The sequence below is a fragment of the Oceanobacillus bengalensis genome (assembly GCF_003628445.1).
In the GTDB taxonomy this organism is placed as follows: Bacteria; Bacillota; Bacilli; order Bacillales; family Amphibacillaceae; genus Oceanobacillus; species Oceanobacillus bengalensis.
Genome location: NZ_RBZO01000041.1, coordinates 1 through 26,800 on the forward strand (window position 1 = coordinate 1; position 26,800 = coordinate 26,800).

At 35.6% G+C, this 26,800-nt stretch carries 29 protein-coding genes, 1 pseudogene and 1 other annotated feature; of the genes and pseudogenes, 17 read left to right on the top strand and 13 right to left on the bottom strand.

Annotated elements, in window-relative coordinates:
• The first annotated feature begins 231 nt into the window (after window positions 1–231).
• Window positions 232–480: a binding site (T-box leader), on the top strand.
• A gap of 79 nt (window positions 481–559) precedes the next feature.
• From D8M05_RS17915 to D8M05_RS17945, 7 genes and pseudogenes are all read left to right on the top strand, one after another.
• Window positions 560–1,123, top strand: a complete 564-nt coding sequence (locus tag D8M05_RS17915; RefSeq protein ID WP_121134290.1) for a GNAT family N-acetyltransferase — start codon at window positions 560–562, stop codon at window positions 1,121–1,123.
• A 152-nt stretch (window positions 1,124–1,275) separates the two neighbouring features.
• The gene (locus tag D8M05_RS17920) at window positions 1,276–1,758 is read left to right on the top strand and encodes a GNAT family N-acetyltransferase (protein ID WP_121134293.1); all 483 of its coding nucleotides are present in this window, start codon (window positions 1,276–1,278) and stop codon (window positions 1,756–1,758) included.
• Between the two features lie 797 nt (window positions 1,759–2,555).
• The gene (ltrA, locus tag D8M05_RS17925) at window positions 2,556–4,367 is read left to right on the top strand and encodes a group II intron reverse transcriptase/maturase (protein ID WP_121134294.1); all 1,812 of its coding nucleotides are present in this window, start codon (window positions 2,556–2,558) and stop codon (window positions 4,365–4,367) included.
• Between the two features lie 294 nt (window positions 4,368–4,661).
• A complete protein-coding gene (locus D8M05_RS17930) occupies window positions 4,662–5,123 on the top strand; it encodes a GNAT family N-acetyltransferase (RefSeq protein WP_121134296.1) in 462 nt (153 codons plus the stop codon).
• A 200-nt stretch (window positions 5,124–5,323) separates the two neighbouring features.
• The gene (locus D8M05_RS17935; RefSeq protein WP_121134298.1) at window positions 5,324–5,788 is read left to right on the top strand and encodes a VOC family protein; all 465 of its coding nucleotides are present in this window, start codon (window positions 5,324–5,326) and stop codon (window positions 5,786–5,788) included.
• Window positions 5,789–6,630: 842 nt separating this feature from the next.
• Window positions 6,631–6,819, top strand: a pseudogene (locus D8M05_RS20685) (group II intron reverse transcriptase/maturase); the annotation flags it as partial.
• A 215-nt stretch (window positions 6,820–7,034) separates the two neighbouring features.
• Window positions 7,035–7,322, top strand: coding sequence for a hypothetical protein (locus D8M05_RS17945; RefSeq protein ID WP_121134300.1), 288 nt, complete (start codon window positions 7,035–7,037; stop codon window positions 7,320–7,322).
• Window positions 7,323–7,548: 226 nt separating this feature from the next.
• Here the strand turns inward: D8M05_RS17945 and D8M05_RS17950 are convergent, their stop codons facing one another.
• Entirely contained in the window at window positions 7,549–8,112 is a 564-nt protein-coding gene (locus D8M05_RS17950) for a cysteine hydrolase family protein (protein ID WP_121134302.1), read from the bottom strand.
• A gap of 390 nt (window positions 8,113–8,502) precedes the next feature.
• On the opposite strand from D8M05_RS17950, the gene D8M05_RS17955 reads away from it, so the two are divergent.
• The gene (locus D8M05_RS17955) at window positions 8,503–8,886 is read left to right on the top strand and encodes a DUF2185 domain-containing protein (RefSeq protein WP_183072857.1); all 384 of its coding nucleotides are present in this window, start codon (window positions 8,503–8,505) and stop codon (window positions 8,884–8,886) included.
• Window positions 8,887–9,193: 307 nt separating this feature from the next.
• Here the strand turns inward: D8M05_RS17955 and D8M05_RS17965 are convergent, their stop codons facing one another.
• Window positions 9,194–10,555: an MATE family efflux transporter gene (locus D8M05_RS17965; protein WP_121134306.1), complete on the bottom strand. Its 1,362-nt coding sequence runs from the start codon at window positions 10,553–10,555 to the stop codon at window positions 9,194–9,196.
• Window positions 10,556–10,691: 136 nt separating this feature from the next.
• A complete protein-coding gene (locus tag D8M05_RS17970; RefSeq protein WP_121134308.1) occupies window positions 10,692–11,843 on the bottom strand; it encodes an FAD-dependent oxidoreductase in 1,152 nt (383 codons plus the stop codon).
• A gap of 174 nt (window positions 11,844–12,017) precedes the next feature.
• Here D8M05_RS17970 and D8M05_RS17975 point away from each other — a divergent pair, with 174 nt between their 5' ends.
• Window positions 12,018–12,611, top strand: coding sequence for a TetR/AcrR family transcriptional regulator (locus D8M05_RS17975; RefSeq protein ID WP_121134310.1), 594 nt, complete (start codon window positions 12,018–12,020; stop codon window positions 12,609–12,611).
• A gap of 230 nt (window positions 12,612–12,841) precedes the next feature.
• Here D8M05_RS17975 and D8M05_RS17980 read toward each other — a convergent pair whose 3' ends face one another.
• The 10 genes from D8M05_RS17980 to D8M05_RS18020 all read right to left on the bottom strand — a co-directional run bounded on the left by D8M05_RS17980 (window position 12,842) and on the right by D8M05_RS18020 (window position 19,996).
• Entirely contained in the window at window positions 12,842–13,132 is a 291-nt protein-coding gene (locus D8M05_RS17980; protein WP_245985527.1) for a PadR family transcriptional regulator, read from the bottom strand.
• A gap of 300 nt (window positions 13,133–13,432) precedes the next feature.
• A complete protein-coding gene (locus D8M05_RS17985) occupies window positions 13,433–14,251 on the bottom strand; it encodes a sensor histidine kinase (RefSeq protein ID WP_245985529.1) in 819 nt (272 codons plus the stop codon).
• Entirely contained in the window at window positions 14,223–14,348 is a 126-nt protein-coding gene (locus tag D8M05_RS20800; RefSeq protein WP_281271940.1) for a hypothetical protein, read from the bottom strand. Before D8M05_RS20800 ends, D8M05_RS17985 begins: the two co-directional genes overlap by 29 nt.
• Window positions 14,349–14,358: 10 nt before the next feature.
• Window positions 14,359–15,108 carry an ABC transporter permease gene (locus D8M05_RS17990; RefSeq protein WP_121134312.1) on the bottom strand — a complete coding sequence of 250 codons (750 nt, stop codon included), beginning with the start codon at window positions 15,106–15,108 and terminating at the stop codon, window positions 14,359–14,361.
• Window positions 15,101–16,018 (bottom strand): ATP-binding cassette domain-containing protein, encoded by a 918-nt coding sequence (locus tag D8M05_RS17995; RefSeq protein ID WP_121134314.1) that lies wholly within the window; start codon window positions 16,016–16,018, stop codon window positions 15,101–15,103. The genes D8M05_RS17990 and D8M05_RS17995 overlap by 8 nt, the downstream gene beginning before the upstream one ends.
• A gap of 96 nt (window positions 16,019–16,114) precedes the next feature.
• Complete coding sequence (locus D8M05_RS18000) at window positions 16,115–16,798, bottom strand: response regulator transcription factor (RefSeq protein WP_245985530.1); 684 nt, start codon at window positions 16,796–16,798, stop codon at window positions 16,115–16,117.
• Window positions 16,799–16,982: 184 nt separating this feature from the next.
• Complete coding sequence (locus tag D8M05_RS18005) at window positions 16,983–17,528, bottom strand: hypothetical protein (protein WP_121134318.1); 546 nt, start codon at window positions 17,526–17,528, stop codon at window positions 16,983–16,985.
• Window positions 17,529–17,680: 152 nt separating this feature from the next.
• Entirely contained in the window at window positions 17,681–18,106 is a 426-nt protein-coding gene (locus tag D8M05_RS18010) for a MaoC family dehydratase (RefSeq protein WP_121134319.1), read from the bottom strand.
• Window positions 18,107–18,277: 171 nt separating this feature from the next.
• The gene (locus D8M05_RS18015; RefSeq protein WP_121134321.1) at window positions 18,278–18,487 is read right to left on the bottom strand and encodes a hypothetical protein; all 210 of its coding nucleotides are present in this window, start codon (window positions 18,485–18,487) and stop codon (window positions 18,278–18,280) included.
• A gap of 393 nt (window positions 18,488–18,880) precedes the next feature.
• Window positions 18,881–19,996, bottom strand: a complete 1,116-nt coding sequence (locus D8M05_RS18020) for an RNA-guided endonuclease InsQ/TnpB family protein (protein WP_121134323.1) — start codon at window positions 19,994–19,996, stop codon at window positions 18,881–18,883.
• Between the two features lie 320 nt (window positions 19,997–20,316).
• Between D8M05_RS18020 and D8M05_RS18025 the strand changes: the two genes are divergently transcribed.
• The 8 genes from D8M05_RS18025 (at window position 20,317) to D8M05_RS18060 (ending at window position 26,032) form a co-directional block, all read left to right on the top strand.
• Window positions 20,317–20,727: an Rrf2 family transcriptional regulator gene (locus tag D8M05_RS18025; protein WP_121134325.1), complete on the top strand. Its 411-nt coding sequence runs from the start codon at window positions 20,317–20,319 to the stop codon at window positions 20,725–20,727.
• Between the two features lie 26 nt (window positions 20,728–20,753).
• Window positions 20,754–21,641: an NAD(P)/FAD-dependent oxidoreductase gene (locus tag D8M05_RS18030; RefSeq protein WP_121134327.1), complete on the top strand. Its 888-nt coding sequence runs from the start codon at window positions 20,754–20,756 to the stop codon at window positions 21,639–21,641.
• A 27-nt stretch (window positions 21,642–21,668) separates the two neighbouring features.
• Window positions 21,669–22,241 (top strand): class I SAM-dependent methyltransferase, encoded by a 573-nt coding sequence (locus D8M05_RS18035; protein ID WP_121134329.1) that lies wholly within the window; start codon window positions 21,669–21,671, stop codon window positions 22,239–22,241.
• A gap of 709 nt (window positions 22,242–22,950) precedes the next feature.
• On the top strand, window positions 22,951–23,442 hold the full coding sequence (locus D8M05_RS18040; protein ID WP_121134331.1) for a small multi-drug export protein: 492 nt from the start codon (window positions 22,951–22,953) through the stop codon (window positions 23,440–23,442).
• 16 nt (window positions 23,443–23,458) lie between these two features.
• Entirely contained in the window at window positions 23,459–24,208 is a 750-nt protein-coding gene (locus D8M05_RS18045) for a hypothetical protein (RefSeq protein ID WP_121134333.1), read from the top strand.
• A gap of 18 nt (window positions 24,209–24,226) precedes the next feature.
• The gene (locus tag D8M05_RS18050; RefSeq protein ID WP_121134335.1) at window positions 24,227–24,622 is read left to right on the top strand and encodes a GntR family transcriptional regulator; all 396 of its coding nucleotides are present in this window, start codon (window positions 24,227–24,229) and stop codon (window positions 24,620–24,622) included.
• A gap of 2 nt (window positions 24,623–24,624) precedes the next feature.
• Window positions 24,625–25,482, top strand: a complete 858-nt coding sequence (locus D8M05_RS18055; protein ID WP_183072858.1) for an ABC transporter ATP-binding protein — start codon at window positions 24,625–24,627, stop codon at window positions 25,480–25,482.
• 286 nt (window positions 25,483–25,768) lie between these two features.
• Entirely contained in the window at window positions 25,769–26,032 is a 264-nt protein-coding gene (locus D8M05_RS18060) for a hypothetical protein (protein ID WP_121134339.1), read from the top strand.
• Window positions 26,033–26,800: the final 768 nt, after the last annotated feature.

Here is a 26,800-nt window from a genome sequence, read left to right on the forward strand (position 1 = left end):
ATTTATTACATAGAATTGAATGAATTGGATTAGTTGGAACGCCGTATGCGGTGAAAGTCGCACGTACGGTGTGAACAGGGGGAAAAGGGAGCGATAACTTCAAACCCTTACCTATCTGTATCAACAAGGAGAATAGTCTTCTTTTATTGAAGTTATAGAAGCAGTTAATTTAACAAGGAATTTTTTGACAAAATTAATAATAAAGGATATAATTTTTTGAAAATTTCATATTAAATAGCGTTGATGAGAAGAGTAGTTAAGAAGTGGATATTTACAGAGAACTCCTGTTTGCTGAAAAGGAGTAGTATTCGTCTTAATGAATAAAGCCTCGGAGCTTCTTAACAATCTAATGAAAATTAGGGATAATAAGACGGGTTCTTCCGATAGAAAGATAGGGTATGAAAGTACCTGAAGAGGTTGATATGGTGACGTATCAACAAACTGAGGTGGTACCACGAAGTTACAACTCTCGTCCTCAAGAATTATTTCTTGGAGGTGAGAGTTTTTTTATTGCATTACTTTTCAATTTTAATCTAAAAATTCAGAGAGGGGAAATCAAATGAATCCTTTGTTGTTAGATGTTCCTTTACAATTAGAAACAGAAAGACTAATCCTTCGAGCACCACTTCAAACAGGAGACGGGAATATTGTGAACCAAGCAATTAGAGATTCCTTTCATGAATTAAAAGCGTGGTTGCCATTTGCCCAAGAACTTCCTACTGTTGAAGAAACAGAGGTAAATTTAAGAAATGCTCATATAAATTTTTTAAAAAGAGAAAGTTTTCGTTTTCTTATCTTTGATAAAGATAGCAATGACTTTATTGGAACAACGAGCCTTCAGGGAATTAACTGGGACATTCCTAAATGTGAAATTGGGTATTGGATTAATACAAAATTTAGCGGTAATGGATATATGACAGAAGCAGTAAAGGAATTAGCTAACTTTGGTTTAAATAATATCAAATTTAGAAGAATTGAAATAAGGTGTGAATCAACAAACCTTAAAAGTCGTGCTATCCCAGAAAAGCTTGGGTTTGTATTAGAAGGTACATTAAGAAATGATGATTTATCCGCAGATGGTAGCAAGCTGACTGACACTTGTTTTTATTCCATAATAAAGTAACATTGTGAACAATTACACTTAAAGTAACTTGTGCGATTGTTTAACAAGAACAATCACTTCTTGTGCTTACTGGCAGGTTAATTCTACAAGGTTAAATTATTATGGAGATTTCAAAGTGAAAATTGATGGATTTAGAGAGGGGTATTATTACAGTGTATCGCATTAGTTTAGAGAAATTTAAAAAAAGTGATTTTGATTTTTATTTTAGTCTTGTTTCTAATGAATCGGTTATGGCAATGATTACTGAACGTTCAATACCAATGAAAGAAGCACAAGTGAATTTTCAGAAGCTATTAGATACAAATAATGATTTTAAGGGATTTGGTACATACAAAGTTTTTAACAGTAAAAACAATGAGTTTATAGGGCTCGGAAAGCTAATTAAAAGCAAAGACAATGAAGAAGCTGAGTTAGGTTATATGGTATTACCAGAGTATTGGGGGAAAGGGTATGGTAGTGAGATTGCTGAGATTTTGTTAGAGAATGCAAATAAACTAAGTTTAAATCGTGTAACTGCTATTATTGACCCTAATAATCTACCTTCAAGGAAAATATTACTTAAAAAAGGATTTATATCGGAAAAAATATGTGAAATAGATGGCTTACCTGGGGAATATATGAGTAAAATTTTATAACAATATTAGTCACTTTGTGAAATAATGTACTTGTGCGAAATGTTCCTAGTTTAAATGGAGGATGGCTACATCACTCCGGTAAAGGCTAGGCAATCCCTTACGGGATTTAAGGATTATATCGAGGAATCAAATGATGAGGTAACGCTCGGAAGGGTTCTCTCTTAGACGATTAGCACTTGATTTAGTAAGAATGATAGTGTTATTAGCTCGGTGAAAAGGCGTGAGAATTTGCCGTAACAGTGTAGTTTAGCTGACGAAAGCCTACCCGATGGGGTGGTGTAAATCATAATGCTTGGGTTTGAATGAATATGGTGAGAATGCGAATAAGGCCTAAAAACAAGAAGGCTAAGCTGACAAACTTCCGAATGTACGGGTCTAAAATTTTAATACATAGAAATGTGTATATCACCAAATTGTGATGTTAACTGTGGGTGAGTAAAACTAAGTACTATGAAAATCCATGATACGTTACAGGCGTATGAAGGTTAACAGGCTTATAGGAAGCACCTAAGTTCATTCCATAATAGGTATAATTCAACATTGGAAGCTGATAACGTGGAGGGCTTGCTCCCTATGAAACGTTGGAAAGGAAAGCAATAATGACAATAGTTATTGTATAACTTCCCTTTGTGTCAGTGAAAGTGGTGGCACAGTACCAATGAAGTGTCTAATTAACACGGAGGGATAGCCACTAGGCTAATGAAGAATCATTCAACCATGTAAGGCAGATCTTTATCGGTTAATAAGGTTCTCGTGAGACTAAAAGAGGTTTAACTCCGAAAGGGGTAGCCGACTTATTGAAACGGAAGAAACTGAGACACAATGAATATTACAATCTACAAGAGTGCTTCGACACTCTTTATGCTCGAAGTGTCAATGGTGAAAAGTTTTATGGGTTAATAGAATTGATGAGTTCTAAAGAAAATATCCGTCTTGCTTATCGAAATATTAAAAGGAATACTGGAAGTAAGACGCATGGAACAGATAAATTAACAATTAAAGATATTAGTCATTTATCAGTGGAAGCTGCAATAGTAAAGGTTCAAAATATGTTTGATAACTATGAACCACAAAAAGTACGACGTGTATTCATTCCTAAAGCTAATGGTAAAGTAAGACCACTAGGAATCCCAACCATTTGGGATAGGATTTTTCAACAATGTATTTTACAAGTTTTAGACCCTATTTGCGAAGCGAAGTTCCATAAACACAGTTATGGATTTAGACCGAATAGAAACACCCATCATGCAATAGCGAGGTTTAAATTTCTGATAAATCAATCTAGCCTTCATCACTGTATTGATGTGGATACCAAAGGTTTCTTTGATAATGTGAATCATAGTAAACTCTTAAAACAGATTTGGTCATTAGGAATAAAAGATAAAACGCTACTATCCATTTTATCAAAACTTCTAAAAGCAGAGATTGACGGCGAAGGAATACCAACAAAAGGAACACCGCAAGGTGGGTTATTGTCCCCACTTTTATCAAACATTGTATTAAATGAACTTGATTGGTGGATAAGTAATCAATGGGAAACGTTTGCCAGTAGCTACGAATATAAGAACAACTTTTCAAAATATCCTGCACTTAAAAAATCTAAGTTAAAGGAATGCTTTATCGTCCGTTATGCGGACGATTTTAAAGTCTTGTGTCGCACACGTTCTCAAGCAATTAGAATGAACTACGCTATAAGAGACTTCTTGAAAAATAGACTACAACTTGAAACGAGTGAAGAAAAATCCAAGGTCATTAACCTAAAGAAGAACTCTTCCGAGTTTCTTGGCTTTTCCATTAAAGCAGTCAGAAAAGGTAAGACAAAGTTTGGATATGTTGCTAAATCTAATATGTCAAAAAGTGCGAAAGCAAATGCTACTAACAAAATTAAAAGTGCAATCAAAGCAATTCAGAAGAATCCAAGTAAGGAAACTGTGTGGAACTTTAACACCATTGTTATGGGGATACAAAATTACTATTCAGCAGCCACAAGTATTACAAAAAATCTTAGTGAGTTAAACTTTTATCTGCGAATAACTATGTTTAACCGCCTAAAGAATCTCAGAACAGATGCGAACTTTCATGATATGACTAAGACTCTACAAAAAAGGTACAAAGGCTACAAATCCAAAATGTATAAGATACAAAATATGGTATTTGTACCCATTTATGCTCAGCGTTATAAAACAAGTTTAGCCTTTTCCCAGGATACGTGTAATTACACCTCTAAAGGTAGGGAAAAGATACACAAAGGGCTAAAAGCTATAAGTAAAGAAGTTCTATCTTCTATCATGAAAAGTTTTATTCCAAATCGAACAATTGAATATAATGACAATCGAATAAGTAAATTCATCGCTCAATACGGCAGGTGTGCCATCTCTGGAATGGAACTAGGCATAAACGATTGGCATTGCCACCATAAGAATCCGTATCATCTTTCGAAGGATGATTCATTCTCAAACCTAGCAATCCTTCATGAATCTGTTCATAGACTAGTACACTTAAAAGATAGTGATAAGATAAAAGCATTGATAAAAGTCTTAAATCTGACGAAAAGGCAAATGGAAAAACTTAATGAACTTCGATTACAATGTCAAAATCAAGCAATTTGATTTCGGAAGAAAGCAACGTCAATCTACTAATACATAGAATTGAATGAATTGAATGAATTGGATTAGTTGGAACGCCGTATGCGGTGAAAGTCGCACGTACGGTGTGAACAGGGGGAAAAGGGAGCGATAACTTCAAACCCTTACCTATCTGTATAAAGTAAAATGATGCGTTAACTCAAGAAGGATTCACCACCTTTTTTGTTGAACTTATTGTATTAACGGGGCAAGATTGTTTAACAGAAGAAATGCTTTATCAAGTTGTTTATAAAAAATAAACTGGATGGGGGAAAATGAATGCAAATTGTTGAATTACAGGAAAAGAATAGACTTTTTGAAAAAGCAGTAAAAGTATTTTGGGAAGAATGGGGAAATGAACATAATTATAAGTTTTACGAGGACGCTATGATTCATTCTTGTAGCATTACTTCCGGTATTCCAAGGTTTTATGTTGCGATAGAAAAGGAGGAAATCATTGGAACCTATGCATTACTAAGAAATGATCTTAATAGTCGCCAAGACCTATGCCCGTGGCTTGCCTGCTTATTTGTGAAAGAAGAATACAGAGGAAGAGAAATAGGATCTAAGTTGCTGCAACACAGTCTGAAAGAGGCAGCAAAAAAAGGTTATGATAAGCTTTATCTCTCCACAGATCTTGATGGTTATTATGAAAAATACGGTTGGAGAAATAGCGGCGTAGTATATGGTGTAAGTGGCGGACATATCAAGCTATATGAAAAGGATACTAGTTTCAAATAAAAGTAAATCTAGATTAACAGAAAAAAGTGAACAGGTTCACTTAAGTAAATGGTGCATTAGTTCAACTGGGCGGTCATCAAAACGATCGTCTTTTTCTTTAAAATTTGTTTTTTTGAATATTAAGTTATTATAATGGTTGAGTTATTTACTATCGGGTCAGGATAGTTGTAGAAAAAATACATATTAAAGGAGTGGGTTTAATGATACAGGGATTATATGAAGCACATCTACCTGTAAAAAATTTAGAAGTGTCAATTAAATTTTACCAAAAATTAGGTTTGAAGTTTGCTTGGCGTGATGAGGACACTGCTTTCTTTTGGATAGAAGAAGGTAAAAGTTGGTTAGGGTTGTGGGAAGGAAAGGAGTACCAGACTTCTTATCACCCATCTTTAAGACATATTGCTTTTCGAGTTACTTATGAGGATTTAAAAAAGTCTATAAAGTGGCTTGAATCCATACAGGTTGAAGCTGTAACGTTTGGAAGTAGAACATCAATTGAGCCATTTATAAGACCAAATCAGGGAAATGCCTCTGTCTATTTTGATGACCCAGATGGAAATAGTTTAGAATTGATGTGCTATATTGAAGTTCCTAATGAATTAAAACATACTATTGAAAAGTTGTCATTTGAAGATTGGGAGGCATTATTAGTAAAGAGTAGATAAAAAGAGGTAACACTTCAACAAACTGGTGCGATTGTTTAACAAGAACAATCGCTTCTTGTGCTAAATGGCAGGTTAGTGGTGCGAAATGTTCCTAGTTTAAATGGAGGATGGCTACATCACTCTGGTAAAGGCTAGGCAATTCCTTATGGAATTGAAGGATTATATTGAAGAATCAAATGAGGAGGTAACGCTCGGAAGGGTTCTCTCTAAGTCGATTAGCACTTGATTTAGTAAGAATGATAATGTTAAAAGCTCGGTGAAAAGGCGTAAGAATTTACCGTAACAGTGAAATTTGGCTGACGAAAGCCTACCCGATGGGGTGGTGTGAATCATGATGCTTGAGTTGAATGAATATGGTGAGTATGCGAATAAACCTACAAGAAAAAGGTTAAGCTGACAAACTTCTGAATGTACAGGTCTAGACCTGCAATACATAGAAATGTGTATATCACCAAATTGTGAGGTTAACTGTGGGTGAGTAAGACTAACTAATATGAAAATCCATGATACGTTACAGGCGTATGAAAGTTAACAGGCTTAGAGGAAGCACCTAAGTTCATTCTAAAATAGATATAATTCAACGTTGTAAGCTGATAACGTGGAAGGCTTACTCCTAATGAAACGTTGGCAAGGAAAGCAATAATGACAATAGTTATTGTATAACTTCTCTTTATATCAGTGAAAGTGGTGGCACGGTACCAATGAAGTGTCTAATCAACACAGAGGGATAGCCACTAGACTAATGAAGAATCATTCAACCATGTAAGGCAGATCTTTATCGGTTAATAAGGTTCTCGTGAGACTAAAAGAGGTTAACTCCGAGAACAAGGGGTACCGAATTATTGAAACGGAAGAAACTGAGACATAATGAATATTATAATCTACAAGAGTGTATTGACACTCTCTACACTCGAAGTGTCAATGGTGAAAAGTTTTATGGATTAATAGAATTGATGAGTTCTAATGAAAATATACGGCTTGCTTATCGAAATATCAAAAGGAATACAGGAAGTAGAACGGCAGGAACCGATTAATTAACAATTAAAGATATTACGTACGGTGTGAACAGGGGGCGATAACATCAAACCCTTACCTATCTGTATCAATAAGAAATCACAAAAGGAAGAGCATTAACCATCAAATAAGATTTGACGTATTAATGTCTAATAAAAAGGAAATGGGAAAATTGAGATGATGCACATTAGTATTATTACACGGCAAAAATAAAAATAAATGGAGGTTAGTAATGTTATTTATGATATTTGGGGTTATTGCAATAGTAGCAACTTTTATAAACCTTTATATGTATAAAGCAGGAAAGGATTATAGGCTTGCTATGGCGATAGGATTATCATTTACAGCATTAACACTTTGTTCAGAATACAGTCTTGTATCGGTGTGGGTAGAAGTGGAAGATTGGGCAGCTTTAATGGATGTAGTACCTGGTATGGAAAGGGCAATGTGGTTTTTGACAATTGTTTCTATCTTACTAAATATAGCACCTATACTTTTAGAACGAAAAGGTAAGAAATAATAACTTATATAATATGTAATTAATGTGTATGTCTTTATGTATAACGAACGGGAGCTTTAGTAAAAGAAGAAAGGGTTCTACATAGTAATATTTAAAATGTAGAACCCTTTAATTTATACATTTTTTAAATTAGGTCTTGATAAAATATATCCCTGCTTATTTTAAAACGAATGTACATCTATTTTGTGATTTTGTCAGAAGATAAGCAACTCGATAATTGCTATTTTTAACTTTCTCTATATGAATTGTGAGTTGGACGAAATAAATCTTCCTCTGAATCTCTGACAATAGAAAAGTGTTCAACATTATAATGACCGTGAAGTGTAGTATTATGATGCTTTATAATTTGTTCTACACTTAAAACATCATTGCCCAACGTTGAATGACCATCACCAACTAATGTTACATCAAATCCACTAATCGTTGCTGTTCTGACCGCACTATCTATACAGTGCTGTGTTTCACAGCCCATAATCACAATGTGTTCAATATGCTGTGATTTTAAATGTTCTAACAGTCCTGTCCCATAAAAGGAATTTGTTGCAGATTTATCGAAAACCCTTGCCTCAGTGGGTACATTAATTTCATTGTGAATTTGAAATCCATTACCTTCTCCCTCAGCAACATCCAGATCCCTCATAAACACAACTGGAACACCTGAATGTCTTGCTTCTTCAACCACTTTATTAATATTCCGGATGAGTTGCTCTTTATTGAAAATTGGACTTCCTTCTTGATTCCCATCAATTAATTCTTGCTGTGCATCAATAACTAATAATATTTGATTCAAATAATTTTCCCCTTTCGGTATTTGGGGAAACGCTAAAAAGTTTGATTAGTTAGTCGTAATCCCCTTATAATTTTTCAAGCAAACATTTCTTTTATTTGTCATAATATCTACCCCAAAACAATGATTGTCTAAAACAATGAAAATTATTAGACTATTGAATTATAACATATTTGCCTTAATGGCAATTAATATATGTAGTGAATCTTTAACTTCATTTTCAACTAATGGTGCAAGAGTGAAATAAGGATCATCAAATTTTTTCGATAAATATTTGGAACATTATGTTATTATGGAACCATAAAGTTATTATACTAGCGAAGAAGTATCGTTTAAGAGCGAATGAACAACCTCTAGCAGAATATAACAGCAGAAAAAAATAGGAGTGATAAAATGGTTTGGTCTAAAAAGAAGGAAAAGAAATTCTTTATACCTGGTAGCATGATTAAACGATTCATTGATTCAAATGTGGGGTGTATTGCAACGGACAGAATAACAGTTGATGGTTGTAAGGTTGGTTTCATGTATAGGGAAGAGCCCTTAGACGGACAACCAGATAGTGGTTGGAGATTTATGGCGGGTGATGAAAGTGAGGAATATATGGGTAACCCTGATAATCATTCCGTTTATCAGGTAAATACAATCTGTAATTATGATGAAGATATAATCCCCTTACTTCATGCAGCACCAGGTACAAATGTGCTACCATTTATATCCTGCATAAAAGCCCCAACGTCTTTAAATCCAATTTCTCTATATACCTTAATCGTTTTCTGATTAAATAGTGCTACTGATATTCAACGATAAAAAGTTAACATTAAAACCATTCTTGAAAAATGCATCTTTTAAACAGAGGCGAATCTTCTCTTTCTATAAGGGTCAATTGCTACATGCCTTGCTATAGTAAAAATCCATGTCTTTAGATTTTTTCCTGTCACATATACAAGTATAGCCGATAGTTCAACTGAAAGTTCAGGAATGTTTCTTTTATACTACTGCATTAAGCAAAATAAAGCAGCATGACGGGTAGCCACGCTGCTATTACAAAGAATAGAAAGTATGCTTAAAGAACATTTCGCCATTATTAATGGCTTGAAGAATGAACCTGAGTAACCTTCAGTTGCTTTCGTACACGTTTCCTTACAATGAAAACAATTAGAATTGCCACTGTTAGCTCGGCAATCGGCATCGAAAGCCAGATACCGTTGACACCTAGTATTTTCGGTAATACAAATAAGTACACTAAAAAGAATGCGTAACTTCGGCAAAGAATAATTACTGTCGCGGACCATACTTTCCCCACGGATTGGAAATACGTCATATAGACAAAACTAATCCCGATAAATAAATAGCTAATGAAAAACAAACGAATGCCTTCTACTGCTAGCTCTATAATAGAGGCATCATTTACCCCAAATAAACGTACTAACCATGGAGCAAAAACAAAGCCAATTACAAATAAAGTAAGACCAAGTCCGACAGCTGTCTTTTCTGCCAATGCGATTGTTTCCTGCATTTCCAGTTTTTTCTTGGCACCGTGATAATAGCTAATCATTGGTTGCATCGCTGTTTCGATACCAAAGAATGCTAAAAACAGAAAGCCATGTAAATAGTTAATAACAGAGAACGCTGTGACGCCATCCGTTCCTAAAGTTGCTGCAACACTTAAATTATAGCCGACAATTAATATAAAGCCACCTGATTCTGCAAGTAAGCTCGGGAAGCCAATCGATAAAATTCGAGTAGCCAATTGTTTTGACCAAGCCCATGCCATTCTGTTTAACACAATTTGTTTTTTAAAGAAATGTGGTATGAAAATAGCTACCCCGACTGCTCCTCCAATTACTGTCGCTAAACCAGCTCCGTATACCCCTAACCCTAATTTGAAAATGAAGATGTAATTCAGAATAACATTGACGATAGAGGTAACACCCAGCGACACCATCCCGAGCACTGGTCGCCCATCATTTCGGATAAAAATGCTCAGTATCTCCTGTAAACCCAGAATCCAGCCAAATGAAAATAAAATACGTAAATATTCTGTTGTCGGAGCTAATGTTTCTTCATTAGCGCCGATCCAAGTTGCAACTGTTTCTATATTTAGATAACCGACAACGCTAATAATACCTAATAGCCCGGTAAAAATAGCTAAGGCTAATGTAAAGCTACTTCGCGCCTTTTCAAGCGACCCTTCACCAACATAATTTGAAAAGTTTGTAGCCCCACCAATACCAATCCATAAACTAATTGCTAAAATGAGTGTAAAAATGGGTGCTGCTAGATTCACCCCAGCTAAGCCAATTTCTCCAACGCCATGTCCGACAAAAATACCATCGAGCAGCATGTTAACAGACATGAGTAACATGCCAAATACGGCTGGGAAAAAGAAATGAAAGAACAGCTTTTTTACTGGTTTATTTATGAGATCTTGTTGCAAGGTTTCCATCTATTATCCCCTTTCAAAAAGGACCTTTAAGGTGACATCACGCTTAAAGGCTACTTAAGTTAATTATCCACTGTTATATTTGTAATTTAGCCCACATAAAACCAAACGGCCCTACATAAGCTCGGTTTGTTTCATACTACTTATCCCAGCTAGCGTCTACTCCATCATTAAAGAATGCATAATCCTCTACATTATCAAACTCTAAATTATCTAATAAAGTTGCACTGTGGAACACTTTTTCCGCACGTGGCTTGCGGTCATGCTCGAAATAATAAAAGGCATCATCGTAATCATAATCACGTAGCATTTTTGCTAAATACATCGCATCTTCAAACGCTAAAGTTGTCCCCATACCTGCGTTCGGATCCGCTGTATGCAAGGCGTCACCGATTAATACAACACGACCGTGCGAGTAATGCTCCATCAAGTCGATGCGATAAAGCTGCTTTGCGATAATATGGTCTGTTGCTTCAATTAATTGTTGAATCGGCATTTCCCAGCCTTCAAAGCGTGCAGCTAAATCCGCTTTTAATGCCTCTAACGGTTTTCCTTCAAAATCCTTTTTCGCTATTTTCCGTGGCTCCGTTGAAATAAGCGACCAAGAAATTTCTCCATCTGTTGGATGGTGCTTGGATACGAAGAAATTAAAGTTCTCATGGAAATACATAAGGGAAGTATCCGTTGTGAAGTATTCTTTATGTTCACCTAATTTTTCAGTTTCAATCATGCCGTATACACCTGTTTTACCTAAATATTTTAACGGATTCGCTGGGAACGGGAATAAAAGCTCACGCGTTTTCGAACGAACCCCATCCGCTCCAATTAAAATCGAACCAAAATCTTCCGTGCCATCTTCAAACGTTACGTTTACACCTTCTGCTTCCTGTGTAAATCCTTTTAAACGCTTCCCGAACTGAATGTCAATCCCTTGTTTTACTGCTTCTTTATATAAAACATCGATTAGATGGAAACGAGCTATATTAATTAAATATGGCATTTCTTCTAATGCAAGTTCATCTTCTGCTTCTATTTCATCAAATAATGAATTATTGTCCTTATCAAGCACTGCAAAATCGACTAAATGATGGCTATTCTTTTTAATTTCTTCACCTAAACCTAGCATTTCAAGCATTTGTACCCCACTTGGATGGATGACAAAATGCCCTCCGACTTTGCCGTACGCTTTTGCTTGTTCATACAGGACACTTTCAATATTTGCTTTCTTTAAAAATAATGACATTGCTAAGCCCGCAACGCCCCCACCAATGATAATGACTTTGTTTTTCATATGGGTCACTCCCTTCGAAAAAAATAATAACATTATTCGGACGAACGGTCAATTAAAATTTCGGTAATAATAAACAAAATAAACATTTAGTGCAATCAAAATAGACATTCATCCGATTAATTCGCATAGTTCGTATGAATAAGCTAAAATAAGATTAAAAACCTTGGAGGAAGTATGAGCAGACCAACAGGCGTGAATAGTGAGGATACGAAGCAATTTATCGTGGATGTCGCAACGAAAATATTTGAACACAAAGGCTATAGTGCCACATCTATGGCCAACATAAAAGATGAAACAAACTTAAGTAAAGGGACGATTTATTACCATTTTAAAAATAAGGAGGAATTGTACCTTCACTGTATTCAGCAAGTATCTAATGAATTTATTCGAAATTGGGATATTACGTCACAGACTGAGCAGTCAGCTGAGAAAAAATTATATATTTGGGCGAATTTAAATAATATAATGCTACAAAAACCGATTATGAATACCATTCAAGAATATTTTGTTTCCACAAATAAACACAATTATGATGCTGTGCTGGAACTGTATGAACCTGAATTTCAAATCGTGGGTCGTATTTTAGAGGAAGGCATAAATCGTGGGGAATTCAAGGAAGATTTGCATATTGAAGATGTATCGGTACTTTTATATAATTTTATCACTTCATTAGAGAATGCAGAATTGTTTGGCTATCATTCAAGTCAGGAAAAGAAAAATTTATACAAGCTAGCCATTGATCTAATCGTACCTGGGCTGAAAAAATAAATGGGAGTGTGTATCGTTTGAATTCATGCACACTCTTAAACGTATTTCTAATCGCAGGGATAAATAAAATTATTCATCCACATCAATAAAGTGGATGAATTAGGCAAGAGCTTTACAGATAGTTTTTAGAATGAAGAAGAGCAACGACAAAAAGTCTCGTTGCTCTCTTCTATTATTGCACCTTAATTCTCCCCCCCCCCCCCGTAATACATGATCAGCATGTTTTATCATCATTTTTCTTCGTTCATAATCTTTTTCAATGTTTCATATCCATTACTTGTAATTATATAAGTTTTCTTATTAAAAGACTGATCTAAAATTTTCTCAATCATTTCTTCATTAACTAATTTTTTCAGCGTGCTATACAATGATGCTGCCCCGATTTTTATTTCTCCCCCAGTTACTTCTTCAACCGTTTTCATAATTGAGTATCTATGATTCTCTTTTACTAGTGACAAAAGGATATAAAATGCTATATCTCTTAGTTTGCCCATTTTTAATGTGTCATTTCTTGCCATCATTCATCAATGCAATCCATTCCAAGCTGACCAAATATATCATTAAACGATATATTTGGTTAATCAATATATAACCTTTTTGTAAATGAATGGAAGGCCTCTAATCGAACCACTCACAGACCATCGAAGGCGAATTATTTTTCACAATCATTTTAAAAAAGGTGCTTCTCCACCTTTCTAATAGGAGAAACACCTCTCATCATAATGGAGAGTTGCCCGTTCTGCTAGACCATATCTATCCCTTTTTCGTTTCCTTAATGAAAGCCAACACATTATCTAGATGTGAACATCAGCATTTTTCCCCTAATCCCACTTTCTAAACGACACCTCAATAATAAATTCATTTTCACGGACTTCAGCTACCGCTTTTCCTCCTTGTTTGTTAACAAGTTGCTGAACAATATGAAGCCCTAATCCAAGCTGGGTACCAGTTCGACTAGGTTCCAACCTGAATGTTCTATTAAAAATCTGTTGAAGTTCCGTAACATTAATCTTCTCAATATCGTTTACTGCCCTTAACCAAATATATTTTTCTTCCTCTACATAGTTAATTTTTAAATAACTTTTAGCATAAGTTAAGGCATTTTGAATAATATTGGTTACAATCCGAACGATTGCTTTATCGTCAGCAAGAACAGGGGATACAGTCCCTTCATCCAAGTCCACCTTTAATTGCTTTTTCTCAAAGTCATCAAAGAACATTAGCATTGTTTCCACGACAACTTGATCTAGAAACTGCTTTTCTAGATTCAATTTCTTGTCCGAAGAATCGAGTTGTGAAAGTTCATAGAATAAATCAACAATCATTGTGAGATTATCAATCTTCTTTTGAATAATAGATAAAAACTCTTTCCTTTCTTCTTCAGATAGGCACGAATCGGTTAATAACTCTGAGAATCCTTTGATTGATGTTAAAGGCGTTCTTAAATCATGGGAGATATTCGTGATTTCTTGCTTTAGTTCCATTTCTCTTCTCTCGACAGACTGCTGATTTTGTTTGAATAATTGAATCAGCTGATTGATTTTCGCAGCAAATCGGGCCAAGTTTTTATTATGCGTATTTGTGCGAACTAATTCATTCGTCCCGAAATTTTCACTGATTTCCTCTAATTGTTTCGTCATCCTTCTGATATCCAAATGAAACAGCAGAAGCATGGACACCGAAACAATCAGCAGGAAAGCCAAGATTATAAACAACCAGCTGCTCACGTTCATTCATCCCTTCTCCATCAATCAATGTTTTGTTTAGCGAACCATTTCGCTCCAATCAGTAAAGCAATCCCAGAAATAACGGTGCCCGTGATCCAATATTCGGAACCAAAATGAACTGAATCATTAACAAAGTCCATTAAGTTATCACTTAGCAATGTACTTGGTGCATAGTGATATAACGCATCTAAGCCTGCAATTGGACGGAGCAAGTATCGTAATAGAGTCCCAGAAAATCCATACATAAACAACAGGGTGAAAATGAGATAAATATCACCGACCTTCAGCATCTTCAATGTATGGGTTAGGAAAAATCCGCTCAAAACAATCGGTACCATATTAACACACGCAATCAAAAGATTTCTGACCGACTGATCATCACTTAGCAGCAAGTTCTCACCTAATACAATCACAAACAATATCCCAACAACACAGATCAACAGAAAATAACTTAAAGTCAAAAGTAACTTAGACCAAAAGATGACACTTCGGGAAATACCGAATGAAATGGATTGCTTAATCAACGACATATCCTGACCAGTTAAAGCTAAATTATAAAGGGACCCTACTAATATAATCAATACACCACCACTAATAACATTTGAATAGAAAAATTTACTCGTTGCATACGGGAAGTTCGGGTCAGACTGTCCAAAAAAATAAAGGAGAGCTGATGCGGCTGCGATTAGCAATAAACTTATCATACTTGTCAAGTACGGTCCTTTTTTTCGTAACAGACGATAGCTTTCACTTTTCAAATAATTAATCATGGCTAATCTCCTCCACTAATCCCAAGAAGTATTCTTCTAGATTCAGTGCTTCGATGCGAAACTCCTTCACCACTACACCTTGATCCACTAAGAGGCGATTTATCTCTCCGCTGCTCTCTACATGATTTTGAATGGTGATTACTTGATTAGGAAGGACTTTAAACTGAATATCTGCAAAGGTCCGTTCTAAAATTTGTGAAGATTTTGCTGGATCGCTCACCGATAACAAAATTTGTTTCTTGCTTTTTGCTTCCAAAGACTCCTTACTTAAATCATCAACAATCACACCATTTTTAATAAATACATAACGTGTTGCTAGTTGCTCCAACTCCGTTAAGATATGACTAGAGATAAATATTGTAATTTGTTTTTCCTGATTGAGCTTCTTTAATAAGTGACGAATTTCCATAATCCCTTCTGCATCCAAACCATTGATTGGTTCATCAAGTACTAGACAATCGGGGTTGCTCAACAAACAAAGTGCTATACCTAATCGCTGCTTCATCCCCATGGAATAATCTCTAAATCGTTTCCGCTTTTGATTTTCCAAGCCAACGATTTCCAAAACTTCATAAATACGTTTCTTCTCAACAACCCCTCGTTGAAGCCGGAAATACTCTAGATTCTGTATAGCAGTAAAATCCGGAAAAAATACCGGTGCTTCGATTATAAAACCCATTCTTTTTTTCGCCTGGTCCATCTCTTTACCGGATTTGCCAAATAGCTGAAACTCCCCAGCTGTCGGCATGATTTGTCCTGAAAGAATTTTGAACAATGTCGATTTTCCCGCACCGTTTTTTCCAATTAGTGCACAAATTTCTCCTTTTTTTACTGAGAAATCAAGCGGTTTAATGACCTCTTGTTCCTTGAATTTTTTCGTTAATTGATACGTTTGTATAATCGTACCCATCTTTTTCGACTCCTTCACTACATTTCTTGTTGATCTCAGTTTAGCTTAGAAGTCTTTAAAATCCTTTAAGCAAAACATAAAGAATTCGTAAAGAAGTCAAACAAGCATGAAACCTACTCCCCAAATGGTCTTTATATATTCTTCCGTTGTTATTTCGGAAATTTTCTTACGGAGATTGGAGACGTGTACGCTGATTGTATTATCATCACCATAATAGGTCCCTGTCCAAATGCTTTCATAGATTTCCTTTTTGGAAAGCGCACGCTCCGGATTGTTTATGAAAAAGACTAAAATATCAAACTCAGCATTCGTCAGCTGTAGCCCTCTCTCGTTTAACGTTACAGACCGTTTTTCTATATTCATTTTGAGCCCTCGCCATCCCATTTTGGTTGGTTGCATCGGCTGAAAACTTGCTTTTCGTAATTGAACTTCTACCCGGGCCATCACTTCTTCCTGATGAAACGGTTTGGTTATGTAATCATCCACACCCATTTTCAATACTTGCACTTTGTTCTCTATATCAACCTTGGCTGAAATAACAATGATTGGAATAGCACTCTTTTCTCTAATTTCTTTTATAAGTTCCTCTCCACTTTTACCTGGGAGCATCAAGTCCAATAAAATTAAATCAAAGGAATTATTTTGTAACTGCAACAAACCTTCTGTACCGGAATAAGCCGCAACCGGTTCCATCTGTGACTTTTCCAAAATTACACGTAGTAGTCTACTAATCTCTTGATCATCTTCAACAATTAAAATTCTTTTACCTTCATACATCATTATCACCTAACTCGCCCTTAATGGAATAACTTCATCTCAATATTACCATAATGTTCGAAAAATAATTTCCCAAAGAAAAAAAGACAATCGTTTGGTGATTGCCTTTTTTCACTCTTGCTCCTATTACTTTAAGTACATAATTGCACAAAGTAGTTGTTGCATGAGTATTAAAAGTACATCACAACTACTTCCATATATCCATATATTTTTTTTTGTATTTTTTGTCTTCAACCGTATCAATTAAATCCAGAGCCGTTCGTTTAATAACCTCATCATTGAAATAGTCATATAAATTTTTCATGTTTTGAATAATATCATTACGAATTAAGGTGAAATTCTTTTCTTCTGCACATTTTTTAAAGCGTTCAACCATAAACTCAATTACCATTTCTTTTTGGGCTGTACCAGCAATTCCGACTTTCCATATAGATTGGAGGCTGTGTCTAGCTGTAACAAACTTTTCATCTCTTGTTACCTCCCACAACTTAGGGAAATCTTTCATCATTCTCATCTCTGGATCGCTTTTAGCTAGATTGGCTAAATATTGTGCCGCACGAGAGCGTTGATGATTATCTTTATGCGTTAAGTCCTCTAATAGTTGATTCCATACCTCATAAGCCCAATCAACTTGTTGATCAGTTGCATTTAAAATATATTGATAGGCTTCATAACGCTCATCTTTATCGCCCGATTTTGATTTTTCAAATGCCGATTTTATTTTATCATCCATTTTTTCACCACCTAGTTTTCATGTTAAAACACTGAAGTGTAGTAATTTAATTATTTTCTTTACTAATTGATTTTAATGTTCTTTCACTAAAGCACCATATAATGGAATAAGATGTCAATTAGAGTTATTAAATTATTAACCTAAAAAACGCTTCACCTTTTAATCAATGCCGAGAAGTCACCTTTAAAAACTTTTTCTTTTTTATTATTGTAAGTAGATAACCTTATAGTAATGAGCCCAGCTTCTTTTTTTATTGCTCTCTTATCAATAACCTCAGCAATGGTATACAACTCCTCATTAGGGTATACTGGTTTTATAAATTTAATATTATTCATTCCTCTTCCAGCGATGATATCATCACCAAAGAAACCTTCTTCAATCCAAAGTTTAAATGAAATGCTTAGCGTATGTATTCCAGAAGCAATGATTCCATTAAATATCCCCTGTGTTGCCTTCTCTTCTTCTATATGCATATACTGAGGATCGAATTCTCCTGCAAATCTCATAATATCCTCTTTTGTTAATTTATATGATTTAGTTTCGAATACATCTCCAATTGTAAATTCATCTAACTTCATAAAGACACCTCCTAATTAACACAAACACTTAATCTAATTCTAGCATCTGTTATTAATAGTTAGTACTAATTTCCGTTTTTTCTTCTTAAACTAACCTGCACCTTTAACACAATAGAAGTCGCCGTACGACAATTCCTTGTTCTACTCTTGCATCCGTTGAAGGAAATAAAATTAATTTGTTACACACTCAAAATAAGTCATTTCTAAACCTGTCTTTTCAATAACAGGATATCCACCAATGTTAAAACAATTGTCGGCTGCTTCTGTTACTTCTATATAACTAAGATATAATTGAGAAGCAATTAGAATTGCAACCACCATTAATGCGAATAAACCGACTAATACTAACCCTTGCAGGAGAGTCATTCTCTTTACACTCACATTCCCTATCCCCACCTCATTTCAAAACTTTCTCTTTCTAATTCGTCCAAAGTACTAAACAGTATAAATATTTTCATTTTAACATAAAGAGTTATTCCATTAATTACTCTATTGTCGTATAAAGTTTAAAACCCCTACTTAAATTAACCCACCACAATAATAGTATAAGGTTCAATTTTTTATTTAGCCAAAAGCACTAGATAGTGAAAAATCAGGTTCTCGATGTGTGCCCCATGAAATTAAAATATAAGACTTTGTGGTAATCAGTGAACTACTCCCACCACTTACCACCCTTACGGGTCGCTTGAAGTGGGGGCTTCCCGACTTATCGTTGCTTTTACTAGCCAACGAAAACTGACCGAGCTAACCCTCTTGTTCCAAGAGTTTTTGTACTTATGCTAAAGCCAATAGACGAATGCCTTCATTTTTTATATTGATTGCCGAATTATAGTCACGATCTGCCACAAAGCCACAAGAACACTGGTATGTGCGTTCAGATAATGATAGTTTCTTTTCGGCACCACACCATGAACACTTCTTAGTAGAAGGAAACCATTTATCTATTTTGATAAGCTGTTTCCCTTGTTCTTTTAGTTTGTACCCCAAAAAGAGAGTGAACATGCCCCAACCATTATCATGAACGCTTTTTCCAAAATGAAGGGCTTTAGACATTCCTTTCATGTCTAAGTCCTCAATGATAACAGCGTCATAAGTTGATGCTACTTCTTTTGATTTATGATGAAGAAAATTCTTACGTTGATTAGCCGTCTTTTCTTGTAATTCAGCCACTTTCAAACGCTGTTTTTCCCAACGTGCAGAACCTTTCTTCTTGCGAGACAAGATACTTTGTTCTTTTGCTAGTTTGTCTAATGCTTGTCGATAGAAACGTGGGTAATTGGCTTTCTTACCCTGTTCACTTTCAACATATAGACCATCCATAGCAAAATCCAGACCAACAACTTTTTGAATTGACACGGCTTTAATTTCTTTCTCGTATTCTGTCAAAATTGAAATATAGTATTTACCTGACTTTGTTTTAGTAATCGTACAAGATTTCAATTTATAATCAGAAGGGATTTCCCTATGTTGTTTGATTTTTACTAATTTCAATTTAGGCAACTTGATATGACCATTTTGCAATTCGATATTTCCGTTCACTCGATTGGTTGTATAAGACTGTTTTGACTTACGGTTTTTGAACTTTGGAAATTCAGCATTACCTTCAAAGAAGTTTTTATAAGCATTTTGCAGATTGATCTGTGCGTTTGCCAAAGCTAATGAATCCACTTCTTTTAGGAATGGGAATTCATCTTTATATTTTGCAGGAGTTGGAAGCTTTTGATCTTTCAGTTTCTCTTTGTCATCCTCGAATTTTTTATAAGTATTCTTCCGTTCTGCTAACATTTTATTGTAGACAAAACGGACACAACCGAAAGTTTTTGCTAATAGTACTTCTTGCATTTCGTTTGGTAGCAAACGAAATTTGAAAGCTTTGTTCTGCTTAGTCATATCAAATCACCTCCTATATATCATAATTTTATTATAGAACAAATGTTCGATTAACGCAATATCTTTTTGGCTAAAGCCAACCGAAATTCATCTCCCACCTACTCATTGGGCTGCGCCCTTCACATTCCTTGAGGATAGGAGACTTCTTTCGGAAATCCGTTAAATTCTTAACCAACCTTAGAAATGCCTAATTTGCCAAATAACTGAAAAAGGGTTTTATTAATCCTCTAGTTGACTATCTTCACGTCTAGTGATAAAGTTATCTGTATTATAGATATTAAGAGTCTTTAATATCACATTTAAGAATATGGAGGTTATGTATGAGGTATTCAAACGCGACAAACTATGCCCTGCATACGGTGGTTCATTTAATGCTGCAGCCAGATGGGAGCTCGGTGGGAGTGCAGGAATTAGCCGAAATGCAACAGCTTTCTCCGACGTACCTTTCTAAGGTATTAACCAAACTTAGAAAAGCAGGTTTGATTGAGTCAACACCTGGCGCAAAGGGAGGCTATAAAATCTCCAGAACAAAACATGAAATATCCTTTTTAGATGTTATTCATGCGATTGAAGGAGATACTAGCCTATTCGACTGCACCATTCATCATGAAGGCTGCATGATTGAAAACACCATGAGGCAGGCAGAGGAAAATATGAAAGCTGAGCTGGCATCAAAGCTTTTGGTCGATATTGCTAAAGAGGCAGAATCCAAACAGAAAGAAGAAAGTTGAATTTATTTAAAAAAGGAGTGTATAAGATGATATTAGACTGCGCAGTGATTGGCGGAGGACCAGCTGGACTGAATGCTACTTTAGTACTTGGAAGATCAAGACGTAAAACGATCCTGTTCGATGACAACAAACCGAGAAATGCGGTGACTTCCGAGTCCCACGGATTTATCACGAGGGACGGTATAAATCCACAGGAATTCAAAAAGGTTGCCCAGGAAGAATTAAGCAGGTACTCGGACGTGAGGATTGAAAAGCAACGGGTGCATCGTATTAATAAAAAAAAACACCTTATTCGAGGTGGAGACAGAAAATGGGGAAGTATACAGTGCGAAAAAGATTATTCTCGCCGGGTGAAAGAGTTCTACGGGAAGAGCCTGTTCAGCTGTCCTTTCTGTGTTGGCTGGGAATTAAGAGATCGACCGCTGGCAGTGATTGCAGAGGATCATAAGGCGCTTCATATGGCTAAAATGGTATCCAATTGGACGAACGATTTAATTATTTTTACAAATGGCAATAAGATACTTTCACTGGAAGAACAAGAATTGCTCAACAGCTACGGCATCCGTATCAATGAAAAGAAGATCGCTGCTTTCATTGGCGAAGAAGGTATGCTGGACAAAATCCAGTTAGAAGATAACACAACAGTGTTCCGCGAAGGAGGGTTTATTGCAGCAGAATGGAAACCGGCCGCTTCTTTTGAAACTACGCTTGGATATACGTTAAACGAGCAGGGCGGAATTGCAACTGACAGCTTGCAACGCACGAATACAGAAGGAGTATTTGCTTGCGGAGATACACGCATTGCTGGTCCTTCCCAATTAATTATTGCGGCGGGAGAAGGCAGTATGGCTGCCATTGCCGTGAATGCAGAACTGATCGAAGAAAAATTTAACGAGTATAAACAGCAAGCTTAAACAGCTGCTTAAAAAAGGAGGACATTTATGCATCACCCACATGGTAAGCACAGCAAAGGAAAAGTATCGTACTTGGAAAGTCCCGAACGAAGAAAGGAATTTTCGCCGGAACAGCTGCTGAACATGATTCCTTTAAAAGAAACGGACAGCATCTTGGACTTCGGCGCTGGAACCGGTTATTTTTCCATCCCTGCGGCTAAAAGGATCGTGGGCAACGTATACGCGCTAGATATCGACGCTGCTATGCTGGAAATAATAAAAGAGAAAGCCTTGAAGGAACAGCTTACGAATATTGTCCCTGTGCAGGGAAGTATGGAGGCACTTCCTTTACCTGATGGCTCTATCGATATGATTATTGCTTCTCTGGTACTGCATGAAATTCAGCCACTGGCACCGCTGTTACTTCAAATGAAAAATGTACTAAAAAAAGAAGGCTATCTAATCTGTCTTGAACTTCAACCAAAAGGAAGTTCCGAGAAAGCACCGAGAATTACCTTGGAAGGAATGGAGCAGGAAATGAAAGAAGCTGGATTTCAGGTAACAGAGAAATTTTTCCCAGCGAAATCTCTATACATTCTCGTTGCGCAGAAGACGGATTAAAAGATTAAATTTCCGCATAATTAAAGATATTAAGTGTCTCTAAAGTATATAATTGATATTGAGTTGAAGGCGTGCTTATGTTTAAGAAGCAATACTAACAAAGCAAAGTGCTGCACCGTACAACGATTCTATTCAATAGAAAATGATATTCCACAATCGGCGTGATTGCGGAAGACCAAAAGCCTAAATCCTCGCTAAAAATAAGGAGGATTTGGGCTTTTTTACTTCAAAATCGTTGACGTTATTCTATTGGTAAATACTTTGACAGCAAGTGGTAAATTTCTTGGCAACTGCTGGTAAAAAACATGGCAGAGATGGTACATTCTTGTGGCTGTTAACAGCAATACATTTACTTTAATGAATGTTAAACCCTTATTTGAAAGAATTGATGTTTCAACAATTGAGATTGAAATTGAAAAGTTAAAAGAAAGAGCTTCTTTTTAAGGATTAGAACAGACTATTGGTATTAAGCTAACGGCTGCTATAGTTAAAGCTTTTGACTAGTTGTTAGAATAGCTTGGACCTATAAGAACTGCTGTTTACACAAAACCTACTCCAATCCACCATTTAAGGCTGAAACCCATAATCTACTTAGGTTTTCAGCCTTTTATCTTTTATTCTTTCCTCGACAAAATTTAGGCTTGATTTTTCCAAAACAACTGTTATAGTGTTTATGTAGATATACACACCATAACACTGAAGGAGAGATATGATGAAATTAATTTGGGGATATATTTTAGTATTTATTTTGGCGGCGCTGCCTTTTTTTGAGGGATATGCGGTTATTCCGATTGCTATTGTGGCAGGCCTTGGAGTAGTACCAGTCATGGTGCTTGGGTTAGTTGGAAATATTTTAACGGTTTTACTCGTCATTTTATTTATTAATCAAATTAAAAATTGGAGAAAGAAACGGAAAAAAGAGAAAGAACAAAAAGAAAGTAAACGCTCAGCAAGGGCCGAAAACCTTTGGAAAAAATATGGATTACCTGGTTTAGCAATGCTTGGTCCATTATTCGTTGGTAGTCATTTAACTGCTATAGCGGGCATGACATTTGGCGGTACGAAACAGCGAACATTTATATGGGTATCTGCTAGTATCACAATATGGAGTATTGTGTTTACCATTTTACTTTATTTTGGAATTGACTTTTTAGGCTTAGAAGACCGTGGTATCCTCAATTATTTTAATACGAATGAGTAACTAAGGGGTGAAACGATTGATTAAAGATGCAATTCGGTTAGCGAAAATGGAATACAAGCATCATTTTATGGCGGTCATTTTAACGTTTCTTGCAAGTATATTTATCGGCTTGATTACAGGACTTCTTCTTACTGAGTCTTCTGCAATCAAGTGGAGAGTTGATTCTCCTTTCATGAACCGACTTTTACTTGATTTGATTTTTGTTGGCGTGGCACCGGCTTTTGCTACATTTTTTATGGCGAAACCTTATTTAAGTTTTCAAACAGCAAAACATGATCCATATGTGAAGCGAATGGCATTGCTCCGAACCTTACCTGTTCCGGTTTCCGTTTTAGCCCTAAGCAGAACACTCCTCATGCTTAGTAGCTTAGTTATTATGTCGCTTGCTTTTTATGGGACGATGATAGCCGTTGTGTTTATAAATACAGCTAGTTTTTCAGAGTTAATGACTGCCTCTGAACTTTTCATATTTATAGTTGTCTGGTTAGGTTATATGTTGACAATGGGTGGGTTGAACCCATATATCGAGTACGGAACGAGTGGAAAAACGCTGCATACCATTCAATTTATCTTTGGTGGCATTTTTCTTATCTTCGCACTGCTATTATATAAATTTCGGGGGCAAGGAATTGTCGAGATAAGCATTCAATTAGTAAAAAGTATTGGTTGGCCAATGGCTATAATTTCTATCGTTATCGGTATAATTTGTTGTATCGGATGGAACAAATTGCTGAAGAATCGTCTAGAGAATAGAGACTATCTATAGAAAGGGGTGGGGTTATAATTGAAGATACCAATCCATATCGCAGATGAAAGTAGAGAACCAATTTACCATCAAATCGAAACACAAATAAAAACACTTATCGTTGGTGGTAAGCTGGCCCCAGGTACCCCACTCCCTTCCATTAGATCTTTAGCAAGTGATCTGGGCTGTAGTGTTATCACAACGAGAAGGGCTTATCAAAATTTAGAAGCAACAGGGTATATTAAAACGATTCAAGGAAAAGGCACGTTCGCTCGGGAAGTGGAAAATACAAAAATGGAAGAGACAAAACAAAGGGCTGTATATGATGCCTTTGAAAAGTCTGTTGAACTAGGAATACAATTTGGGCTTTTAGAAGATGAATTAAACGAAATTTTTAGTAGTGTATTGAAGGAAAACTTTAAAAATGAGGGATGAAGATGCAAACTTCAATCTTAAAAGTGAAAGGTTTAAAGAAAAGTTTTAAAAGATTTCAATTAGGTCCATTTAACTTTACAGTAGAACAAGGTATCGTTGTTGGGTTAGTAGGTGCAAATGGTTCTGGAAAAAGTACATTATTTCGTTTATTAATGAACATTATGAAAGAAGATGCAGGAGAGATTCACGTATTTGGTGAGAAACGTACAGGGGATGAATGGAAGCAAAAAGTTGGATTTGCTGGCGAGATGCTTGGGGCATATGACTTTTTAACGATTCATGAAATCAAGAATCTTATTTCCTATTGGTATTCGACTTGGAACGAAGAACAATTTGAGAATATGATTAAACGTTATCGGATAGATACCGATGAGAAATACGAAAAATGTTCGAAAGGTACGAAGAAAAAGGTAGATTTTATTTTCACGCTTTGCCACAATCCTTCGCTGCTTCTTTTAGACGAACCAACTGCAGGGGTGGATATTGTTTCCCAACGCAAAATGAAAGAGGATTTAATACAGTTTATGGATGATGGTGAGAAAAGTATCTTACTTGCTACACATACAGCTGAAGAAATCAATCAACTTTGTGATGAAATCATTGTGCTTGATAGCGGGCAAATTCGTCACTCTTTTAACAAAGATGAAATATACGAAAACTTTGGAAGGCTATGGATCTCTCATGTAACAGATACTATGAAAAATCATCCAAATGTTATTTATTGTGAACAAAATCCACCGCAAATTATTACGAATCATCTGGAGACAATTGAAAATATATTAAAAAAGGAACAAATCACAATTAACCAAGTTCAGCGCTTGTTAATGGAGGAAGTATTAGAGTATTTAATTGAATATTAATTGGAACATGGGGGCGGGGTGGTACCGATCCACGAAAGTTAGAGTAGAAAATCTAACTTTCGAAGTGTTTTAAATGGTATTTTTAATGTAATTGGAAAAGTGATTGGTTTAAATCAAACAGTCAGTATCACAATCGCAGTGGCAGTTGCTATTATTACAATCTTGATTGAAGTTTTATACCGTTTGTACACTAATAGGGTAGTTTAGTTTAATAGTGAAACGTTAGGTTTTTTAATTCGTATATAAAGTAAAGGGGAACGAATACAATATGGAGGTTTAATAATATATGGAATACATTCTTATATTCATAGCTTTCCTTATAATAATAAATGTAACGGCTAAGGTGAATAAATTAGAAGGTCGCATAAAAAGAATGCAATATACCTTAGACCAAGTAACCAAACAATCGGGACTGCCTGAAAATCTAATAAATGATGAACTACGTAAACTAATAAAAGAGGGTGAAGACGTAAAAGCAATTAAAAAGGCAAGAGAAACTTTAGGTCTTTCACTGATAGAAGGTAAAGAATATATTGATAAGTTGAAATGAAATTTATCCATAAAAGCAAAAAAACGTTAGAGGGTAGAATTTGGGGAATTGTTTATTTGGTCTTAGTTCCTATACCTTTCCTATATTTTTATTGGGACAATATATTAGGGATTATTGGTAGTTCCTTTTTATTGTATTTAGCTTACTATATCTTTTTAAAGAACATTCCCAATGATTATTTTACTAATTGTATTTCAAGTACATGATGCAATAATAGAAAAGAGCAACGAGACTTTCATCGTTGCTCTTCTTCATATACTCAAATAAGACTTTCTTCATTGGAGTAAAACAAACATCTCGTAAAACTCAATTTACCTTTCTGTTAAGAATTTTGGGATACATTTACCAACTTGATTCCATCCTCGCGTGACCACGGAAATTAAGATCGGATAAATCTTATTCGATGAGACAAGCTGGATGGTTTCAAGTCAATACTTGAGTCAGCCAAATATTACTTTATTTGATGAATTATAATGTCATTCATTTTTGTGTTACTAAGATAGTTAACTAGTAATTATGGTTGAAGTCTGCAAGCATTGTAAACCCGTATTCAAACAACGCATATAAAAATACCAACACCTCCTGTTAAGATAGACATATCAATTCAAGGAGGTGCTTTTTTTATGCCAAGCCAAGAACTTACTATTGTCCCCGTTACACTCCATCCAAAAAATGAAAACACTACTGGATCTAATCCAGCAGTAACTTCGTTACATCCTACTTGTACGATCAAATTGGGCAACATTGAGTTTTCCTTCTCAAATGGCG

Excerpts from the sequence above, each read along its gene's own strand:
- D8M05_RS18055 (WP_183072858.1), top strand. The coding sequence starts at position 24,625 with ATGCAAACTTCAATCTTAAAAGTGAAAGGTTTAAAGAAAAGTTTTAAA.
- D8M05_RS17945 (WP_121134300.1), top strand. The coding sequence starts at position 7,035 with ATGTTATTTATGATATTTGGGGTTATTGCAATAGTAGCAACTTTTATA.
- D8M05_RS18010 (WP_121134319.1), bottom strand. The coding sequence starts at position 18,106 with ATGAAGTTAGATGAATTTACAATTGGAGATGTATTCGAAACTAAATCA.
- D8M05_RS18025 (WP_121134325.1), top strand. The coding sequence starts at position 20,317 with ATGAGGTATTCAAACGCGACAAACTATGCCCTGCATACGGTGGTTCAT.
- D8M05_RS17995 (WP_121134314.1), bottom strand. The coding sequence starts at position 16,018 with ATGGGTACGATTATACAAACGTATCAATTAACGAAAAAATTCAAGGAA.
- D8M05_RS17985 (WP_245985529.1), bottom strand. The coding sequence starts at position 14,251 with ATGACGAAACAATTAGAGGAAATCAGTGAAAATTTCGGGACGAATGAA.
- D8M05_RS18040 (WP_121134331.1), top strand. The coding sequence starts at position 22,951 with ATGATGAAATTAATTTGGGGATATATTTTAGTATTTATTTTGGCGGCG.
- D8M05_RS20800 (WP_281271940.1), bottom strand. The coding sequence starts at position 14,348 with ATGAATGAACGTGAGCAGCTGGTTGTTTATAATCTTGGCTTTCCTGCT.
- D8M05_RS18005 (WP_121134318.1), bottom strand. The coding sequence starts at position 17,528 with ATGGATGATAAAATAAAATCGGCATTTGAAAAATCAAAATCGGGCGAT.
- D8M05_RS18060 (WP_121134339.1), top strand. The coding sequence starts at position 25,769 with ATGGAATACATTCTTATATTCATAGCTTTCCTTATAATAATAAATGTA.
- D8M05_RS18000 (WP_245985530.1), bottom strand. The coding sequence starts at position 16,798 with ATGATGTATGAAGGTAAAAGAATTTTAATTGTTGAAGATGATCAAGAG.
- D8M05_RS17980 (WP_245985527.1), bottom strand. The coding sequence starts at position 13,132 with ATGATGGCAAGAAATGACACATTAAAAATGGGCAAACTAAGAGATATA.
- D8M05_RS17975 (WP_121134310.1), top strand. The coding sequence starts at position 12,018 with ATGAGCAGACCAACAGGCGTGAATAGTGAGGATACGAAGCAATTTATC.
- D8M05_RS17970 (WP_121134308.1), bottom strand. The coding sequence starts at position 11,843 with ATGAAAAACAAAGTCATTATCATTGGTGGGGGCGTTGCGGGCTTAGCA.
- D8M05_RS17930 (WP_121134296.1), top strand. The coding sequence starts at position 4,662 with ATGCAAATTGTTGAATTACAGGAAAAGAATAGACTTTTTGAAAAAGCA.
- D8M05_RS18030 (WP_121134327.1), top strand. The coding sequence starts at position 20,754 with ATGATATTAGACTGCGCAGTGATTGGCGGAGGACCAGCTGGACTGAAT.
- D8M05_RS18020 (WP_121134323.1), bottom strand. The coding sequence starts at position 19,996 with ATGACTAAGCAGAACAAAGCTTTCAAATTTCGTTTGCTACCAAACGAA.
- D8M05_RS17915 (WP_121134290.1), top strand. The coding sequence starts at position 560 with ATGAATCCTTTGTTGTTAGATGTTCCTTTACAATTAGAAACAGAAAGA.
- D8M05_RS17955 (WP_183072857.1), top strand. The coding sequence starts at position 8,503 with ATGGTTTGGTCTAAAAAGAAGGAAAAGAAATTCTTTATACCTGGTAGC.
- D8M05_RS17935 (WP_121134298.1), top strand. The coding sequence starts at position 5,324 with ATGATACAGGGATTATATGAAGCACATCTACCTGTAAAAAATTTAGAA.
- D8M05_RS17965 (WP_121134306.1), bottom strand. The coding sequence starts at position 10,555 with ATGGAAACCTTGCAACAAGATCTCATAAATAAACCAGTAAAAAAGCTG.
- D8M05_RS17990 (WP_121134312.1), bottom strand. The coding sequence starts at position 15,108 with ATGATTAATTATTTGAAAAGTGAAAGCTATCGTCTGTTACGAAAAAAA.
- D8M05_RS18035 (WP_121134329.1), top strand. The coding sequence starts at position 21,669 with ATGCATCACCCACATGGTAAGCACAGCAAAGGAAAAGTATCGTACTTG.